The sequence below is a fragment of the Raskinella chloraquaticus (SeqCode) genome (genome assembly GCF_021731865.1).
Classification (GTDB): domain Bacteria; phylum Pseudomonadota; class Alphaproteobacteria; order Rhizobiales; family UBA4765; genus Raskinella; species Raskinella chloraquaticus.
On the sequence record NZ_JAKFWN010000024.1, the window covers coordinates 1 to 15,943 of the forward strand.

At 60.6% G+C, this 15,943-nt stretch carries 16 protein-coding genes and 1 pseudogene; 10 read left to right on the forward strand and 7 right to left on the reverse strand.

Annotated features, from left to right (window positions below; genetic code table 11):
• Nucleotides 1-1,252: pseudogene (locus tag ACINK1_RS08205) on the forward strand (hypothetical protein); the annotation flags it as partial.
• Here the strand turns inward: ACINK1_RS08205 and ACINK1_RS08210 are convergent.
• Complete coding sequence (locus ACINK1_RS08210; RefSeq protein WP_376800972.1) at nt 1,249-2,433, reverse strand: GNAT family N-acetyltransferase; 1,185 nt, start codon at nt 2,431-2,433, stop codon at nt 1,249-1,251. The pseudogene ACINK1_RS08205 and the gene ACINK1_RS08210 sit on opposite strands and share 4 nt — an antisense overlap.
• Nucleotides 2,434-2,591: 158 nt before the next feature.
• Between ACINK1_RS08210 and ACINK1_RS08215 the strand changes: the two genes are divergently transcribed.
• Nucleotides 2,592-3,650 (forward strand): polysaccharide deacetylase family protein, encoded by a 1,059-nt coding sequence (locus ACINK1_RS08215; protein WP_376800971.1) that lies wholly within the window; start codon nt 2,592-2,594, stop codon nt 3,648-3,650.
• 16 nt (nt 3,651-3,666) lie between these two features.
• Here ACINK1_RS08215 and ACINK1_RS08220 read toward each other — a convergent pair whose 3' ends face one another.
• The gene (locus tag ACINK1_RS08220) at nt 3,667-3,885 is read right to left on the reverse strand and encodes a DUF2842 domain-containing protein (protein WP_376800970.1); all 219 of its coding nucleotides are present in this window, start codon (nt 3,883-3,885) and stop codon (nt 3,667-3,669) included.
• A 75-nt stretch (nt 3,886-3,960) separates the two neighbouring features.
• Here ACINK1_RS08220 and ACINK1_RS08225 point away from each other — a divergent pair, with 75 nt between their 5' ends.
• Complete coding sequence (locus ACINK1_RS08225; protein WP_376800969.1) at nt 3,961-5,040, forward strand: COX15/CtaA family protein; 1,080 nt, start codon at nt 3,961-3,963, stop codon at nt 5,038-5,040.
• Here ACINK1_RS08225 and ACINK1_RS08230 read toward each other — a convergent pair.
• The 3 genes from ACINK1_RS08230 to ACINK1_RS08240 form a co-directional block, all read right to left on the reverse strand.
• Nucleotides 5,010-6,305: an O-acetylhomoserine aminocarboxypropyltransferase gene (locus ACINK1_RS08230; protein WP_376800968.1), complete on the reverse strand. Its 1,296-nt coding sequence runs from the start codon at nt 6,303-6,305 to the stop codon at nt 5,010-5,012. The genes ACINK1_RS08225 and ACINK1_RS08230 overlap by 31 nt on opposite strands.
• 75 nt (nt 6,306-6,380) lie before the next feature.
• Nucleotides 6,381-6,917, reverse strand: a complete 537-nt coding sequence (locus tag ACINK1_RS08235) for a CoA-binding protein (protein WP_376800967.1) — start codon at nt 6,915-6,917, stop codon at nt 6,381-6,383.
• 3 nt (nt 6,918-6,920) lie between these two features.
• Nucleotides 6,921-7,724, reverse strand: a complete 804-nt coding sequence (locus ACINK1_RS08240; protein WP_376801007.1) for an enoyl-CoA hydratase — start codon at nt 7,722-7,724, stop codon at nt 6,921-6,923.
• Nucleotides 7,725-7,893: 169 nt separating this feature from the next.
• On the opposite strand from ACINK1_RS08240, the gene ACINK1_RS08245 reads away from it, so the two are divergent.
• The 5 genes from ACINK1_RS08245 (at nt 7,894) to argC (ending at nt 11,722) form a co-directional block, all read left to right on the forward strand.
• Nucleotides 7,894-8,310: a PaaI family thioesterase gene (locus ACINK1_RS08245; protein WP_376801006.1), complete on the forward strand. Its 417-nt coding sequence runs from the start codon at nt 7,894-7,896 to the stop codon at nt 8,308-8,310.
• Nucleotides 8,311-8,482: 172 nt separating this feature from the next.
• The gene (gene rplM, locus ACINK1_RS08250) at nt 8,483-8,944 is read left to right on the forward strand and encodes a 50S ribosomal protein L13 (RefSeq protein WP_376800966.1); all 462 of its coding nucleotides are present in this window, start codon (nt 8,483-8,485) and stop codon (nt 8,942-8,944) included.
• A 1-nt stretch (nt 8,945) separates the two neighbouring features.
• The gene (gene rpsI, locus ACINK1_RS08255) at nt 8,946-9,440 is read left to right on the forward strand and encodes a 30S ribosomal protein S9 (RefSeq protein ID WP_376800965.1); all 495 of its coding nucleotides are present in this window, start codon (nt 8,946-8,948) and stop codon (nt 9,438-9,440) included.
• A 141-nt stretch (nt 9,441-9,581) separates the two neighbouring features.
• Nucleotides 9,582-10,550, forward strand: a complete 969-nt coding sequence (gene speB, locus ACINK1_RS08260; protein WP_376800964.1) for an agmatinase — start codon at nt 9,582-9,584, stop codon at nt 10,548-10,550.
• A gap of 200 nt (nt 10,551-10,750) precedes the next feature.
• Nucleotides 10,751-11,722 carry an N-acetyl-gamma-glutamyl-phosphate reductase gene (argC, locus tag ACINK1_RS08265; RefSeq protein ID WP_376800963.1) on the forward strand — a complete coding sequence of 324 codons (972 nt, stop codon included), beginning with the start codon at nt 10,751-10,753 and terminating at the stop codon, nt 11,720-11,722.
• 88 nt (nt 11,723-11,810) lie between these two features.
• On the opposite strand, the gene ACINK1_RS08270 is transcribed toward argC, so the two are convergent.
• Both ACINK1_RS08270 and phaC read right to left on the reverse strand, forming a co-directional pair.
• Nucleotides 11,811-12,236, reverse strand: coding sequence for a thioesterase family protein (locus tag ACINK1_RS08270; RefSeq protein ID WP_376800962.1), 426 nt, complete (start codon nt 12,234-12,236; stop codon nt 11,811-11,813).
• Nucleotides 12,237-12,249: 13 nt separating this feature from the next.
• On the reverse strand, nt 12,250-14,067 hold the full coding sequence (gene phaC, locus ACINK1_RS08275; protein WP_376800961.1) for a class I poly(R)-hydroxyalkanoic acid synthase: 1,818 nt from the start codon (nt 14,065-14,067) through the stop codon (nt 12,250-12,252).
• A gap of 165 nt (nt 14,068-14,232) precedes the next feature.
• Here phaC and ACINK1_RS08280 point away from each other — a divergent pair, with 165 nt between their 5' ends.
• Both ACINK1_RS08280 and ACINK1_RS08285 read left to right on the forward strand, forming a co-directional pair.
• Nucleotides 14,233-14,607 carry a hypothetical protein gene (locus ACINK1_RS08280; RefSeq protein WP_376800960.1) on the forward strand — a complete coding sequence of 125 codons (375 nt, stop codon included), beginning with the start codon at nt 14,233-14,235 and terminating at the stop codon, nt 14,605-14,607.
• A 107-nt stretch (nt 14,608-14,714) separates the two neighbouring features.
• Nucleotides 14,715-15,932: an LL-diaminopimelate aminotransferase gene (locus ACINK1_RS08285; protein WP_376800959.1), complete on the forward strand. Its 1,218-nt coding sequence runs from the start codon at nt 14,715-14,717 to the stop codon at nt 15,930-15,932.
• Nucleotides 15,933-15,943 lie beyond the last annotated feature (11 nt).

Sequence of the window (15,943 nt, forward strand, 5' to 3'; positions counted from 1 at the left end):
TGGTCAGGCCGAGCGCATCATTCGCGGGATCGAGAACGATGCGCGCTCGGCCGGTGATCGCATGCGTGCCATCCAGCAGGCGCTGGAAGAAAAGAAGCGCAGCACCAATTCAAATGGCGACAAGGAAGTTGCATTGCGTGCGCTGGAGCGCGAAGCAAAAGCACAGCGCGATCTTCTCGAGGACTGGCTTGCGCTTTATCGCGATGCTGCCGCGCGCGATTCCCTTGACGCGCGCGCTGCCAATGCCCGTGTCGTATCACGTGCCGAACCGGGGAATATTCCTGTCTTTCCCAAGAAGCTTCCAATCGTCCTGATCACGATCCTGACCGTTGCGTCGGTCGCTGTCGCCGCCGTCGTCGGCATGGCTCTGACAGCGGGCGCAGGCGAGGAAAACGCCCGTGTGCAGCCGCTGGAGCGCCGCGAGCCGGAATTATCCTATCCGGTATTCGGTGCGGCTGATCCGGAGCCTGCAGTTCCAACTGGTGAGCGGATGATAGAACCTGAAGCAGCGATGGCTCTTCCCGTCGATCAGGAGGAGAGCGCTCCCGAGATTGCCCGTCGTGACACGCCAGATGAAATAGCCGCGTGGCAGGAAGATCTCGAACGTGAGAAGGACGATCACCGCGATGCGCCTTTTGCCGCCGCAGCAGCGCTCGCCCGTCCTGATGAGCAGGAGCACAGAAATTTCGGCATGGCACGACTGGCTGCTAAACTGGTCGTCGTGACGGGTGTCACCAACGCGCGCGGTGAAGCGTTGCTCACCCTTGAATTGGCTGCGGGGCTCGCCGCGCGCGGCCGGCGTGTCATCGTCCTTGATGCTCATCGCGGCGCTGAAACATTGGCTGGCGAAGTGGGAGTAACGCTCGCTCACTCCCTGTCAGATATTGCCACAGGCCGGATCGGGCTCGCTGCAGCAATCCAGCCCATTCCGGGCATGGCTGCGCATCTGCTTGGCGACGGGGGCGCCGATTCCGATGCGCTCGATTTTTCCACCCCGCGCCTGTCGATGGCGCTGGAGGCGCTAGGATTGAGCTATGACAGCGTGCTGGTCCGTGTTGCCTCACTGGGGCAGGGCCGCGATCTTGTACGCCACGCTGGCGGCGCCGCAACGATTGCCATCGAAGCGCCCGACGCAGACGATCCTCTGGCGAAGGCCGCCGAACGGTCGCTGGCACTTGCGGGCGTTGGCGACATTCTCATTCTGCCGCGACAGGAAAGAAACCGGACATCAGCGGCTCGCCGCGCCGCTTAAGGCCAAGCTGTCAACCGCGATGTCGCAAAGGCCAGGCGGTGGGCAAGGCTTGTGAGCTGCGGTCGGGCTTTGATGAAGGCTTTCACAGTGTGAGCGGCACCCAGCCCGGCGCCGGCAATCTGCCCGCTGAATGTCAGCGGGTAAATGACATCGCGCAGTTCGACGGGGGCGGGCAGCCAGCGGCGTTTGTACTCGGCATCACCAGTGCCAAAATCTACCGATGTGAAGCCAGCGGCGCAGAGGTCGCGCATGATGAAGTCAACCAGGATATCGCCGGGAGAATAGGCGGCAAATAAATCCTGTTCGCTTGAAATGATCATCATCGAAAAATGATGGTCGCGCTGGAGCCCTGCGCTGACACCGATCACCTGATCGTCGACTTTGATGTACCAGAGGACGAAATGAGGATCGCCCGCCAATGTGCGGTAAAAGCCGTCCACCGCCGCGTCACCGAATTCGTTGTTGATGCGTCGTTGTGCCGACCACCTGTCCTTGAGCACGCGGTAGGCCGACAAGAGGTCCAATTTTTCTTCCCGAGTGGCGGCGCGACCAATTTGCAGCTTACCCTGCGCCGCGAGTTTACGTCTCTTGCCGGCGATTTTCCGCAGCGAGTCCTTGCTTCGCAGCGAGTGCAGCGTGGCGGACACGTCGCTTGAGAGCACAGCCTGACGCGCGGGGTTGACCGATACTCGATCAGTCAAACCGCCTAGCGGATTGGCCTGTCCGCACCATGCTGCCGGCACGTGCGGCAGATAGGCCAGATCAGCCCCCGCTTTGAAAAGGCCGTCGTCAAGTGCCGCTGATATCTGTGCCGCGCCGAGGCTGGTGCATGCCTGAGCATCAAAGAGAGGCGCCATGAAATTGGCATGACTGCCGGCGATGGGCTGCGCGACCTGCCATAACCCCAGCTGGCGCAGGATGATCGGCAACAGCAATATGATGCGTCCCTGCACGTCGTGCACAGAAATCAGCCGGACCTTTTCGCGCGCTCGCGCTCCTTGCGATGACAGCCAGGCGCACGCAAACGATGTCGTCTGATAGGGCGTGGCAACAAGGCGCTGCTCGCAGTCTTGCCACATCGCCTTGCCGTGATCGTCAAACAGGCAGACAGCAGCGCGCAAGCCGGCTGCCGCCGAGGCCGCCGCATGGATGATCTTTTGGTCTACAACGCCTGCCGTCACGAAAACCCTCACCGCAAATCGTGCTGGAATATAAATCCGTACTCGCTCAGGAAGTCCTAACGGCGGGTCAGTTGCACCAGCACCGGGCAAGCGTTCAGCAAGGCGTAATCAATTGCGCCTATTCTTCGGCTCTCTTCGTTGCGAAACTGGTTTCATGGATGCGAGTTCATTTGCGTACCAACGCCATCAGGGCCGGGCTGGAGGCACTTTATTTCAGTGGTGCCCATGCTGTAGCGCAGCACTTTTTTGGCGGCGTTGGGGCAATATTGACGATGCATCGTGTGCGCGAGCGTCAGCGCGGCCAATTTCAGCCAAACGACCTGCTGGAAATCACGCCTGCCTTTCTCGAAGACGTCGTCACCGGCTTCAAGCGTGCGGGGGTGGATATTATCGACCTTGATGACGCGGTTGACCGCCTGCGTGATTCCAGCCTTGCGCGCCGCTTCGTTGTGTTGACCTTCGATGATGGATATGTCGACAATCATGCGGTCGCCTGGCACGCGCTGCGGCGGATGAAAGTGCCGTTCACGATCTATGTTCCAACCGCTTTCCCTGAAGGCCGTGGTAAATTGTGGTGGACGGCGCTTGAGCGCATCATCGCCGGCAGGGATATGATTGTCGTCGAGATCGAGGGGCAGCGCCGCCTTCTCGAAACGCGCCGGGCCGACGACAAATATCAGGCATATGCCGCGCTTCACCGCTGGTTGCGCGGCCTCTCGCCGGCCGAGCAGGAAAAGGAAATTACCAGCCTGTGCGCCTTGTACGGCGTCGATCTTGATGCGCTGTGTCGCGAACTGATCATGAACTGGACGCAAATCCAGGAGCTTGCCGGCGATCCGCGAGTGACGATCGGCGCTCATTCCGTCAATCATTTCTCTCTCGCCGGTCTGAGCGAGCAGCAGGCGCGCTTTGAAATGCGTGAGAGCGCGAACGTCATTGAAACGACAACCGGCGTACGGCCGCGCCATTTTTCATTTCCCTATGGCTGGGTGGATGCCGCTGGGCCGCGCGAATTTTGCCTGGCGCGCGAAGAGGGCTATGCAACCGCAGTCACCACGCGTCCGGGCCTGCTGTTCAGCGATCATGCCCGCCATCTGACCGCGCTGCCGCGCGTGTCGCTGAACGGACGCTTTCAGAAAAAGCGCTATATCGATGTCCTGATGTCGGGCCTGCCGACCTATGTCTATAACCGCTTCGAGCGCTGCAATGTGGCGTGACGGGTTGTGACATCGATCACGGCCTGCTCATCCACCAGATGATGAGCATCGCGACCGGCAGCCATATGGCGCCGCCAGCCAGAAAGAACAGCACGGCAAAAACACTCGGCGTGTCCGGCAGGACCCGGACCGCGATTGCCATGATGACGAGCGCGTAGATGACCGTGTAGGGGACGAGCAGGAGCGTGCCGATGAGCTTGCGTAGACGGATCGGCAATTTTGTCCCTGCGGCCATATGGCCCTCCATTTTGCTTGAGGCGATGCGCCGGCACCGCTAAACCGGGCTTCTCGATAAACGAGCGGGCACCAGATGACCACAGCCACCACCACCATGGGCCGATCTGCCGCAATTGGCCTTGACGATCAGCTCCGCCGCTTTCTTCTCGGCATGGCGGCGCTGGTGGCGGTTGCCGTCATCGTCGGTGGTGGCACGCGTCTGACTGAATCAGGATTGTCGATCACTGAATGGAATGTGGTGAGTGGTATCCTGCCACCGCTCGACGTGACGGTATGGCTCGATGAATTTGAAAAATATCGCCGCACCGTCCAGTACCGCGATCTCAATCAGGGGATGACGCTAGATGATTTCAAGATCATCTATCTTTGGGAATGGTCGCATCGGTTGATCGGTCGGGTGATCGGCACGGTTTATCTCGCCGGCTTTGTCTGGTTCTGGTGGTGTGGCGCTTATGATCGGCGCCAGCCCTTGTTTCGCCAGCTGTTGGGTGTTGGCCTGCTGATCGCCCTTCAGGGGGCCATCGGCTGGTGGATGGTGCATTCAGGCCTCTTTGATCGCGTGAATGTTGCACCCTACCGGCTGGCGATCCACCTCACGCTTGCCTGCGTCATCTTCGCTTGTCTGATCTGGTTGGCGCAATCGCGCCGCGCGCCGGCACGTCACAGTCCCCTCAGCACCTGGCAGACGCGCGGACCGCTGCTGATCGTGGCCGTGATCTTCCTGCAGATTTTCCTCGGCGCCCTGGTCGCCGGCAACCGCGCCGGTTATGTGTTCCAGACCTGGCCAACGATGGACGGCGCGCTGATACCCTCGACCCTCTTCGAGATCACGCCGCTGTGGCGGAATGTCTTTGAAAATGCGGCGCTGGTGCAATTCCTGCACCGTCTGACCGCTTATGCCTTGCTGGCCCTGGCCCTCGCCAACGCCGCCATCTGGCAGCGCGGCAATTCAGGCGCGCCAGGTCGGGCGATCGTGGTGCTCATCCTGGTATGCGGCCAGGCGGGTCTGGGTATCGCGACCTTGCTCAGCGGCATGAACCTGCTGGTGGCGCTAGGCCACCAGGCGGGATTGCTGGTCGTCCTCATTGCCGCCCTGCGGCACGCCCATGATCGCTCACGGCCTCAGGCTTTTGCGGCGACCGCAAGCGCCTGAGCGAGATCGGCGATCAGATCGTCAGCATCTTCAATCCCCACCGACAGGCGAATGACTTCCGGCCCGGCGCCCGCTGATTTCTTGGCTGCATCGGAGAGCTGACGATGGGTGGTCGAGGCGGGATGAATGATGAGCGAGCGCGTATCGCCGATATTGGCCAGATGGGAAAAGAGCTTGACGTTTGAAACAACAGCGACGCCGGCTTCATACCCGCCCTTGACGCCAAAGGTGAACACCGCGCCCGCACCCTTTGGCAGATAGGTTTGCGCCAGCCCATGATGCCGGTCGCCGGGCAATCCGGCGTAGTTCACCCACTCGACCTCGCCATGCTGTGACAGATAGTTGGCAACCTTGAGCGCATTGTCGCAATGGCGCTGCATGCGCAGCGGAAGCGTTTCGATGCCGGTCAGGATCTGGAAGGCGTTGAAAGGCGAGATGCAGGGCCCTAGATCGCGCAGGCCGAGAACCCGGCAGGCGATGGCAAAGGCAAAATTCCCGAACGTCTCATGCAGAACCATGCCCGAATAATCAGGGCGCGGCTCGCAGAGGGCCGGATAGCGACCCTCGCGTGACCAGTCGAAATTGCCTGCATCCACAATCGCGCCACCCAGCGAATTGCCATGGCCGCCCATGAATTTGGTGAGCGAGTGGACGACAATATTGGCGCCATGCTCGATGGGGCGGCACAGATAGGGAGTCGCCATCGTGTTATCGACAATGAGCGGCACGCCGGCCCGCTTGGCCACGGCCGCAATTGCCGCGATGTCGCTCACGCGCCCGCCGGGGTTTGCCAGGCTTTCAATGAAGATTGCCTTGGTCCGCGGAGTGACGGCTTTTTCAAACGCGCTGATATCGTCCATGTCGACGAATTTCGCTGTCCAGCCGAATTTCTTGAATGAATGGGTGAACTGGTTGACCGAGCCGCCGTAAAGCTGGCGGGCGGCGATAAACTCGTCTCCTGGTTCCATCAGCGTATGGAAGACGATGAGTTGCGCGGCATGGCCGGAGGCTACCGCCAGACAGGCTGTGCCGCCCTCTAACGCTGCCACGCGTTCTTCCAGGACCGCCTGCGTGGGGTTGCCGATGCGCGTGTAGATATTGCCGAAGCTTTGCAGGCCGAAAAGGGCAGCAGCATGCTCGACATCATCAAAGACAAAGCCTGTGGACTGGTAGATCGGCGTGACACGCGCCCCGGTCGTCGGGTCAGGCTGGGCGCCGGCGTGGATGGCAAGCGTTGAAAAACCGGGCTGATGATCACTCGTCACAATGCAACTCCTTGGTCGGTTGACGTCTTACTACAAGCGCAGCCTGGGTCACGGGCAGCTATTGTTGCGGCGAATTTACGGCTTGTCGCGCCGGCTGGCGAGGCCCAATTGCTGGAAGCCTTTGCCGTGGAGCGTGGCGCGTTTTGACGATAGAACCCGCGAATTGACACCAACCCAGCCGATTTCCCCTGAAAGCCGGCCGAACTCGATCTTCGGGCAGCGATTCATGACGATCTTGATTCCGTGCTCTTGCGCCAGCGCCGCCGCCTCATCGTTGCGCACGCCTAATTGCATCCAGATGGCCTTGGGTAAAGGCTGGAGCGCCAGCGCGTCCTGCACAACCCCCAGAGCTGCCTCGGAATTGCGGAAGATGTCGACCATATCGATGGCAACCGGTACTGCACCTAGACTTGCATAGGTCATACACCCGGCGATCTGTTTGCCGGCGTGGCCGGGGTTGACGGGATACACATCGTACCCCTTCTGCGCGAGGTAGCGCACGACGAAGAAAGACGGGCGCGCCGCATTGGCCGAAGCGCCGACGACGGCAATCGTCTTCACCTCATCAAGCAGATCGCGGATGTAGTTGTCTGCATAATGATCATGGTCCATGCGTCAGTTGCCGCTCCACTCGGGCGCCCGCTTTGCGAGAAACGCGCCGATTCCTTCTTCGGCGTCGCGCGCCAGCATGTTGTCCGTCATCACCTGGCTTGCATAGGCATAGGCTTCTTCCAGCCCCATCTCGGCCTGGCGATAGAAGGCCTCCTTGCCGATCTTGATCGTGAGCGGTGAGCGCGCGGCAATCGAGGCCGCGAGTTTTGTGGTTTCCGCCCGCAAGAGCGTTGCCGCCACGACGCGATTGACAAGCCCGATGCGGCACGCCTCCTCGGCCGAGACGACGTCTCCGGTCAGCAACATGTCCATCGCCTGCTTGCGGCCGAGATTGCGTGACAGCGCCACCATCGGTGTGGAACAGAAGAGACCAATCGAGATGCCCGGCGTACAAAACCGCGCGCCTTCGCCTGCAATCGCCAGATCGCAGCTTGCAACCAGCTGGCAGCCGGCTGCGGTTGCCATCGTTGCCACTTCGGCAATCACCGGTTGCGGCAGTTTGACGATCGACATCATCAGTGTCGCGCAACGCTGCATCATTTCAGCAAAATAGGCGCGGCCCCTGTCGGCATCGCCCCGGTGCGCCGTCATTTCCTTCAGATCATGCCCGGCACAAAACGCCGGCCCCTCTCCGGCCACGATGACGACGCGGACGGTCGGATCATGGGCTATGGCATCAAGAGCAGCCTGGAGCGCGGCCAGCATGGCCTCGGACAAGGCATTGCGCTGCGCCGGATTGTTCATAGTCAGGCGAACAATGCCGCCATGATCGCTGCGCAACAGCGGCGCGCTGCGGTCGTCATCTATCGTCTTGCCGGCTATGAGTGCGGACACGGGTCAATCCTGTGAAATCGAAACACTGCAACCCTATCAGCATCGAGGCCGCTCACCAACACAAGAGCTTGCCAGCGGGCGTGACGTTGCGCATTGCTAGCGATCATCGGGCGAGGAGGGCAGGGTGACAGCGACCATCAAGATGACGGCAGACGATATAACCGCCTTCCTCACCAGCGAATTTCCGCAGATCAATATGGCAAGTGGTGCCTATGTCGTTGACGAGGTGACGCCTCATGCCGCGATCCTGCGACTGAACGCCAGCGAGCGCCATCTGCGCCCCGGCGGCACCATTTCCGGCCCCGCGATGATGACGCTTGCCGATCTGGCCATGTATGTGGCCTTGCTCAGTGCCATCGGCCCGGTTGCCCTTGCCGTGACCACAAGCCTCAACATCAACTTCCTGAGAAAGCCCTCGCCGGGCGCGCTTCTGGCCCGTTGCCGCCTCATCAAGCTTGGCAAGCGCCTTGCCGTCGGCGACATCTCGCTGCGGTCGGAAGGCGTCGAGGCTTTGGTTGCGCACGCAACCGCCACCTACGCCATTCCAGACAGAAAATAATGTGGTATTATAATACCTAAATTATAATCATTTGATTTCATTGAAGTATTAAACGTGCCATCGCATTGACAGTGCCGCACGACTTGCCTAGAACGAGCCCCTCTCGCGGTTGTTCCCGGCAGCGTCGCAACGCCTTGCTTGACCGAACGCCGCTTCTAGCCGGGTTCACATCATGAAAACCTATACGACCAAGACCGCCGAAATCGACAAGAAATGGGTGGTGATCGATGCCAAGGGGCTGGTGGTTGGACGCCTCGCTTCGGTGATCGCCGCGCGTCTGCGCGGGAAGCACAAGCCCTCCTTCACCCCGCACATGGATGATGGTGACTATGTCATCGTCGTCAATGCCAAGGAAGTGGTGTTCACCGGCCGCAAATGGCAGCAGCACACCTATTTCTGGCACACCGGCTATCCCGGCGGCATCAAGGAGCGGCGCGCCTTTGAAGTGCGCGATGGCCGCTTCCCGGACCGCATCATTCGCAAAGCCGTCGAGCGCATGCTGCCGGAAGGGCCGCTGGGCAAGAAGCAGCTGAGCAATCTGCGGGTCTATGCCGGCCCCGCCCATCCCCATGAGGCGCAGCAGCCGCTGGCCCTTGATGTTGCAATCATGAACCGCAAGAATGTGAGGGCGTGAAATGAACGCAGCCATCCAGTCTCTCGAAGCCCTCGGTAGCGCCATGGCCGGCCGGCCTGCTTCTTCCGATAACGCGCCGGCGCCCCAGCGGGTGCGCAAGGTTGATGCACAGGGCCGCTCTTACGCGACCGGCAAGCGCAAGGATGCGGTCGCGCGCGTGTGGGTGAAGCCGGGTCCAGGTGTCATCACTGTCAACGGCAGGGATTTCAAGACCTATTTCGCCCGCCCTGTACTGCAGATGCTGCTGCAGCAGCCGCTGCTCGTCGTCAATCGTGTCGGTCAGTATGACATCGTCTGCACGGTTGCCGGCGGTGGTCTCTCCGGTCAGGCGGGGGCGCTGCGCCACGGCCTGTCGAAGGCGCTGACCCTGCAGGAGCCTGATCTGCGTGGCGCGCTGAAGAAGTTCGGCTTCCTCACCCGCGACAGCCGCGTGGTCGAGCGCAAGAAGTACGGCAAGGCAAAGGCCCGCCGCTCCTTCCAGTTCTCGAAGCGCTGATCGTTCTTGTTATCAGGTTTACGGAAAACGCGGCTTCGGCTGCGTTTTTTGTGTTTGCGAGGTTCGCGCAACGCAGCGGCGGTTTCCTGTAAACGCGATTTGTCCTAGGAAGGACGCGCGAGCACAGGGCAAGGCGCGGATATGGGAACAGGCGCGGACAACAAGGGTGATGCAGCGTTTCGCGCCACGACGCTGACCAGCACCTGGCACGAGCCGGCCTATGCCGGCGCGCTCTCCTTCATGCGCCGGCGTTATGCGGCAAGCAGCGAGGGCGCCGATGTGGCGATCATGGGCATCCCGCTCGATGTCGCCACATCCTACCGCCCCGGCGCCCGCTTTGGCCCGCAGGCGATCCGCCGCATCTCGGCGCTTTATCCACCAACCGATCCCGCCTGGCCGCAGGGGATCAATCCGCTGGAGCAACTCGCCATCGTCGATGTTGGCGACGCCGTGTGGGATTATGCTGATCCTTCGGCGATCCCGGCGCAGATCGAGCGACAGGCGGCAAGGCATCTCGAAAGTGGCGCGACCCTCGTCTCATTGGGTGGCGATCATTTCATCACCTATCCGCTACTCAAAGCCCATGCGGCGCGGCACGGGCCGCTGGCGCTGATCCAGTTTGATGCCCATCAGGACACCTGGGGTGATGCCAGAGGCGGCATCGACCATGGCAATTTCGTTCTGCGGGCGGCTGCCGAAGGTCTGATCGTCCCTGCGCAATCCGTGCAGATCGGTATCCGCACGATTGCGCCGACGAATGCGGGCGTTCTTGTCTTCGATGCCGAGGCGGTGGCAAACGAGGGCATCGCCGCCACCATCCATGCCATCCGCAAGCGGGTGGGCGCGGCGAAAGCCTATCTCACCTTCGATATCGATTGCCTCGACCCGGCCTTTGCGCCCGGCACCGGCACGCCGGTCCCCGGTGGCCTCATGACCCGCGAGGCGCTCGCCATTCTGCGCGGTATCGCCGATCTTGATGTCGTCGGCTTTGACCTTGTCGAGGTGGCGCCGGCCTACGACCATGCCGACATGACGGCCAACGCTGCGGTCGCCATCATCCAGCATTTTCTGTGTGCGATTGCGATGCGTGCCAACAAAGGCGTTCATTGACAGCTCGCAGAAAAACCATCATAGGAACGCCATGACGACAAGCTGCTCCATCCGCCGAGACACATGCCGCCGCCCGCGAGGCGCGCGCTGAGCTGTTTATTGCTGATTGAGCGATCCCAGCCACGCCGCGCCCTTGAAAGCGCGGTTTTTTATTGTCGCCAGCGTCCCGTCCATTCCCGACATCATGACGAGATCACATCATGAGCCAGCCAGCCCTTAAGCCCGTTGCCGCCAGGCCTGCCATTTTCATCGATGGCGAAGCCGGCACCACCGGCCTCGGCATTCGCGAGCGACTGGCGGCCTTGAGCGACGTCGAGGTGAAAAGCATCGACCCGGCTTTGCGCAAGGATCCGCAGGCGCGCAAGGCGATGATGGAGGCCGTCGATCTGGTCGTGCTCTGCCTGCCGGACGCAGCATCAAAGGAAACGGTGGCGCTGGCCGATGAGCTTGGCGCCGGCAGGCCGCGCATCATCGATGCCAGTACCGCATTCCGCACCGCGCCTGGCTGGGTTTATGGATTTCCCGAGCTGTCGCCCGATCAGGCAGGCCGGATCGCTGAGGCCGAGCGGGTGGCCAATCCCGGCTGCTACCCGACAGGCGCATTGGCGCTGCTGCGTCCGCTGGTCGATGCCGCTGTCATGGTCGCTGACCATCCGGTGACCATCAACGCCGTCTCCGGATATAGCGGTGGCGGCAAAACGATGATCGAGACCTGGGAAAGCGCCGCAAGCCCGCAATTCGAGCTTTACGGTCTCGGGCTTGAGCACAAGCACCTGCCTGAAATCCAGATTCATGCCGGGCTCACACGCCGGCCGATTTTTGTCCCCTCAGTAGGCCATTTCCGTCAAGGCATGCTGGTCAGCATCCCGCTCCATCTTTCGACGTTGGCAGGGGCAGTCAGCACGGATGATCTGCGTGACTTGCTTGTCAAATATTATGCTGGGTCAAATTATGTCCACGTTGCCTCGGCGGAGGCGACACAGGCGCTTGTCGGCAAGCTCGAACCGGAAGCTCTGAACGACAGCAACCGGCTTGAACTTTTCGTCTTCGGCAATGATCGCCATGGCCAGGCGCTGCTGGTCGCCCGCCTCGATAATCTCGGCAAGGGGGCTTCGGGTGCAGCCGTGCAGAACATGCGGTTGATGCTGGGACTGCGTGAACAGCCAGCCTGACAAAACGCTGATAGTTTAATTACTTACAGGCGGTAACGGATTCAGTTCCTGAAGCATCTGGCGGGGTCGAGCATGGCGGCTCATTGGCTCAGCCGCCCTTGAGTGCGAACGGCGCCATGGCCGCGCGCTGGCTGTCGTCCCATGGTTTCGGGCGGCGGCTGGTGCTATCGAGTTGAACGATGATCGCTTCGCCAGCCGCTGCACATCCGGTCGGGCCGAACACCGCCTGTGCCAGCGTCATCGAGGTGCGGCCCATTTTCTGCACCGCTGTTGCAACAATGACCTCGCCCGGCCAGTGCAACTCGCTCAGATAATCGATGACGAGGCGCACCATCACCGGCTCACTGCCCTGAATGAGCAATGGCGGCTTGAGGTCGAAGAACAGCTGCGTGCGCCCGAACTCAAATAACGTCGCATAAACGGCATTATTGATGTGGCCTTGGCGGTCAGTATCGCCATAGCGCAATTGATGCGTGAGTGCATGCGGATAGGCGGCAAGCGGCGGATGCGCCATGGGTCACCTTGCTTTAATCGCGCACCTTGACGTAGGAGCCCGGCGCATCCTCGATTGCTTTCAGTTTTCCTTTGCCGGGAATACGCGCCTTGACGAGGTCCGGCGTCTTTTCCGATATCCAGGACTTCCAGTGCGGCCACCATGAACCGGCATGCTCATTTGCGGTCTTCACCCAATCATCCAACTGGCCGGTGGCGGGCCCGCCCGTCCAGAACTGGTACTTGTTGCGATCGGGAGGATTGACGACGCCGGCGATGTGGCCCGATCCGGCAAGAATGAAATCAACCGGCCCGCCAAATGTCGATGATCCGAGGAAGACCGAGCGCGGCGGTGCAATGTGATCCTCACGCGTCGCCAGATTGTAGATCGGCGTCATGACTTTCTTCAGATCGAGCATTTTGCCACCGATCATCATCTGGCCGCGGCTGAGGCGGTTCTCAAGATAACAATTGCGCATGTAGAAGGCGTGATTGGCCGCCGGCATGCGGGTGGAATCAGCGTTCCAGTGCAGCAGGTCGAAAGGAAGTGGCGCTTTCCCTCTAAGGTAATTATTGACGATGTAGGGCCAAATCAGATCGTTGGCGCGCAACATGTTGAAGGCGTTCGCCATGCGCCGGCCTTCCAGGTAGCCGCGATGGCTCATCGATTCCTCGAGCGCCTGCAATTGCTCCTCGTCGACGAACACTTTGAGATCACCCGCATGGGTGAAATCAACCTGTGTCGTCAGCAGCGCGGCGGACGCGAAGCGGTCATCCTGCATGGCTGCCGCATAGCCAAGTGCCACCGACAACAGCGTCCCGCCCACGCAATAGCCCATGGCATGAACGCGCGGCTCGCCGGTCGCCAGTTCGATCGCCTGACAGGCGGCGAAAATGCCCTCGCGCATGTAATCCTCGAAGGATTTCTGCGCCAGTCGCTCGTCCGGATTGGCCCATGAAATACAAAACACCGTGAGCCCCTGGTCAACCATCCAGCGGATGAAGGATTTCTCGGGGTTGAGGTCGAGGACGTAGAATTTGTTGATCCATGGCGGCACGATCAGCACCGGTGTGCGCAATGCCTGCGGCGTCGTCGGGCTGTATTGCAGGAGCTGCATCAAATCATCCTGGAAGATGACCTTTCCAGGCGTCAGTGCCAAATTCTTGCCAACCTCAAAGGTGTTGGGGTCCGATTGCCTGATGCGCAGATCACCATGGCCGGCTTTCATGTCCTCGGCCAGCATGCGCATGCCACGCACCAGATTTTCGCCGTTTGACGCCAGGGTTTCCTTCATCACCTCGGGGTTTGTCATCAGATAATTGGAAGGCGACATCGCTGCGCCGATCTGGCGGATATAAAATTCGGCCTTGTGGCGCGTGTGCTCGTCGAGCCCATCGGCGTCCTTGACCAGATGCTCCGCCCAGCGCGTGGTCAACAGATAAAGCTGCTTGGTGAAGTCGAAATAGACATTGTTCGTCCAGTCGGGGTCCTTGAAGCGCTTGTCATCGGCAGCGGGCTGCGCCACAACGTCTGCCGGCTGACCGATCATCCTGTTGGTCGAAGCCGCCCACAGGGCGATGACACCCTGCCAAAGCTCGCTTTGCGCCTGAACCGCACGCTGGGGATCAGACAGCCAGCTTTCTGCAACTTTTCCGAGAGTTTTTACAATTTCAGTGCTCTCGTCAGGCATGCTGAGAGGTGCTTTTCCCTCCTCGCGCGGTGCCAGGAAGGCAGACATGGCCTTGCCGTATTCCTCATACATCAACGCGAAATTACGCGCCATCGTCTCCGGATCAGGTAGAACAACTGCGGATTCCAGGCCATTGGCTGGAATTTTATCTTTATCGGCCATATGAGCACTCGATGAAAAAGTCTTGTTCCGACCCTGGTCGTTTCCTGGCCACATCATAAACACCTTCGGGATAAAAAAAACGGGAATAATGCGCGTCACTGGCCCCTTGTCCGGCTTCCCATCAATCATTGCGGCAATGTCATTCATATGACCAAGAGATCACCTGTGAGCATACATTTCACAATTGTGGCTCTCATCCTTGCGCTTGCCGGCGCTGGCGGCTGCTCCTCGCCCGGGCGTACGGGTCGGGCGATCGTTGACAGCGGCATCACGCCAACGTCCGATGTTCGCAGCGCCGAGACCGTCCGCCCTGGCGGTTTTATTCCCGTTGGTGTGACGCCGCCATTGCCGGTGCCCGATCTGTCGATTGCCGAGCGCCAGACCATCGAGCAGGAATTGCTCGCGGCCCGCGCCCGCGTCAAAACACTGGCAACCTCGCCGGTTGACAAGCCCCTTCCTCTCCCTCCGCCACCACAGCCGGCAACGGCGGTGAAGAAAAATCCAAACCTGCCGGCAGATTTTCAAAACCAGGTTTATTGACAAAATTCCCTTGGCAGGGGGTCTGCGCAGGGGGTAAGCCTTCGAATGCAGGGAGGAATCGGCGCGTTTCGCTGATGCTCCCGTCACGAACAGATCGGTTAAGCAGGATGAGCGAATTTCATCGCATCAGACGTCTCCCGCCCTACGTCTTCGAACAGGTCAACAAGCTGAAGAAGCATGCCCGCGACCGCGGTGCTGACATCATCGACCTTGGCATGGGCAATCCTGACCTCGCCACGCCTGCCCATATCGTCCAGAAATTGGTGCAAAGCGTCGAGGATCCGCGCACCCACCGCTATTCAATGTCAAAGGGCATTCCCGGGCTGCGCAAGGCGCAGGCAGCCTATTATGACCGTCGTTTCGGTGTCCGTCTCAATCCCGAGACCGAGATCGTTGCAACGCTGGGCTCCAAGGAAGGCTTTGCCAACCTCGCCCAGGCGATCACCTCGCCGGGCGATGTCGTGCTGTGCCCCAATCCCACCTATCCCATTCATGCGTTCGGTTTCATCATGTCAGGTGGCGTCATCCGCTCGCTGCCAGCCGAGCCGGGCGATGAATTGCTGCGCGCCATGGACCGCGCTGTGCGCCATTCAATCCCCAAGCCGATTGCCGTCATTCTGTGTTATCCCGCCAATCCGACTGCAGCGGTCGCTGATCTTGATTTTTACCGAGAAGTCGTTGCCTTCGCCAAAAAGCATGACATCTTTGTCCTGTCGGATCTGGCTTATGCCGAAATCTACTTCGAGGGCGCGCCACCGCCTTCCGTCCTGCAGGTGCCGGGCGCCATGGATGTTGCGGTTGAATTCACCTCGCTGTCAAAGACGTTTTCCATGCCGGGCTGGCGCATGGGATTTGCGGTTGGCAATGAACGGTTGATCGGCGCGCTGGCGCGCGTCAAATCCTACCTCGATTACGGCGCCTTCGCACCAATCCAGATTGCGGCAGCTGCCGCGCTCAACGGTGGCGAGGAGTGCATCGACGAGATGCGCGGCGTCTACCATCGCCGCCGTGACGTGCTGGTTGAGAGTTTCGGGCGCGCCGGCTGGGAGGTTCCTCCGCCCGCAGCCTCGATGTTTGCCTGGGTTCCGATTCCTCCAGCTTTTCGTGAAATAGGCAGTCTCGAATTCTCCAAGCTGCTGGTGGAAAAGGCTGACGTGGCGGTCGCGCCTGGTGTCGGGTTCGGCGAGCATGGCGATGAGCATGTGCGCATCGCCCTGGTTGAAAACGAGCAGCGTATCCGTCAGGCGGCCCGCAGCATCAAGCGTTTCCTCGCCGGCGCCGACAAGACGTTGCACAACGTCGTTTCGCTCGCCGCCCACCGCTGAAGGTCCGTTCC

Coding starts and splice junctions, on each gene's coding strand:
- speB (WP_376800964.1), top strand. CDS start 9,582: ATGGGAACAGGCGCGGACAACAAGGGTGATGCAGCGTTTCGCGCCACG.
- ACINK1_RS08215 (WP_376800971.1), top strand. CDS start 2,592: ATGCGAGTTCATTTGCGTACCAACGCCATCAGGGCCGGGCTGGAGGCA.
- ACINK1_RS08285 (WP_376800959.1), top strand. CDS start 14,715: ATGAGCGAATTTCATCGCATCAGACGTCTCCCGCCCTACGTCTTCGAA.
- argC (WP_376800963.1), top strand. CDS start 10,751: ATGAGCCAGCCAGCCCTTAAGCCCGTTGCCGCCAGGCCTGCCATTTTC.
- phaC (WP_376800961.1), bottom strand. CDS start 14,067: ATGGCCGATAAAGATAAAATTCCAGCCAATGGCCTGGAATCCGCAGTT.
- rpsI (WP_376800965.1), top strand. CDS start 8,946: ATGAACGCAGCCATCCAGTCTCTCGAAGCCCTCGGTAGCGCCATGGCC.
- ACINK1_RS08225 (WP_376800969.1), top strand. CDS start 3,961: ATGACCACAGCCACCACCACCATGGGCCGATCTGCCGCAATTGGCCTT.
- ACINK1_RS08245 (WP_376801006.1), top strand. CDS start 7,894: ATGACGGCAGACGATATAACCGCCTTCCTCACCAGCGAATTTCCGCAG.
- ACINK1_RS08270 (WP_376800962.1), bottom strand. CDS start 12,236: ATGGCGCATCCGCCGCTTGCCGCCTATCCGCATGCACTCACGCATCAA.
- ACINK1_RS08220 (WP_376800970.1), bottom strand. CDS start 3,885: ATGGCCGCAGGGACAAAATTGCCGATCCGTCTACGCAAGCTCATCGGC.
- ACINK1_RS08235 (WP_376800967.1), bottom strand. CDS start 6,917: ATGGACCATGATCATTATGCAGACAACTACATCCGCGATCTGCTTGAT.
- rplM (WP_376800966.1), top strand. CDS start 8,483: ATGAAAACCTATACGACCAAGACCGCCGAAATCGACAAGAAATGGGTG.